Source organism: Rhodanobacter thiooxydans LCS2, assembly GCF_000264375.1.
Classification (GTDB): domain Bacteria; phylum Pseudomonadota; class Gammaproteobacteria; order Xanthomonadales; family Rhodanobacteraceae; genus Rhodanobacter; species Rhodanobacter thiooxydans.
In genome coordinates this window covers 1-371 of the sequence record NZ_AJXW01000152.1, presented here as the reverse complement: position 1 = coordinate 371, position 371 = coordinate 1, and the positions used below count along the sequence as shown (strand labels likewise).

The window sequence follows — 371 nt, the reverse complement described above, 5'->3', positions numbered from 1 at the left end:
CAGCACGCCGCTGTTGTGCTCGGTGTCCCACACGCGCAGCTGGGCGAAGACCTGGCGCGCACGCGTCGCGGCATCGAGACCCTCCAGCACGGCCAGCGGCGCCAGCCGCGATTCGACCGCGAAGCGGATCTCGCCCAGGTGGGTGCGCTCACTGGCGGCGATCGCCGCCGCCATCTCGTCCAGCAGCGCGGACGGAAAGCGCCGCGGCAGCTGGAACCAGCCACCGCAAAGATTCGCCCACAGTCGCCGCATGCGCGCCATCACCAGCTCCCCGAAGAACCGCCGCCGCCGAAGCTGCCGCCGCCACCGCTGAAACCGCCGCCGCCGAAACCGCCGCCTCTGCCGCCGCCCCAGCCACCGCCACCGAAGCC

Annotated in this window: 1 pseudogene; it reads right to left on the bottom strand. The window is 73.3% G+C overall.

Annotated elements, in window-relative coordinates:
• A pseudogene (locus UUA_RS18305) lies at positions 1 to 261 on the bottom strand (TPM domain-containing protein); the annotation flags it as partial.
• Positions 262 to 371: the final 110 nt, after the last annotated feature.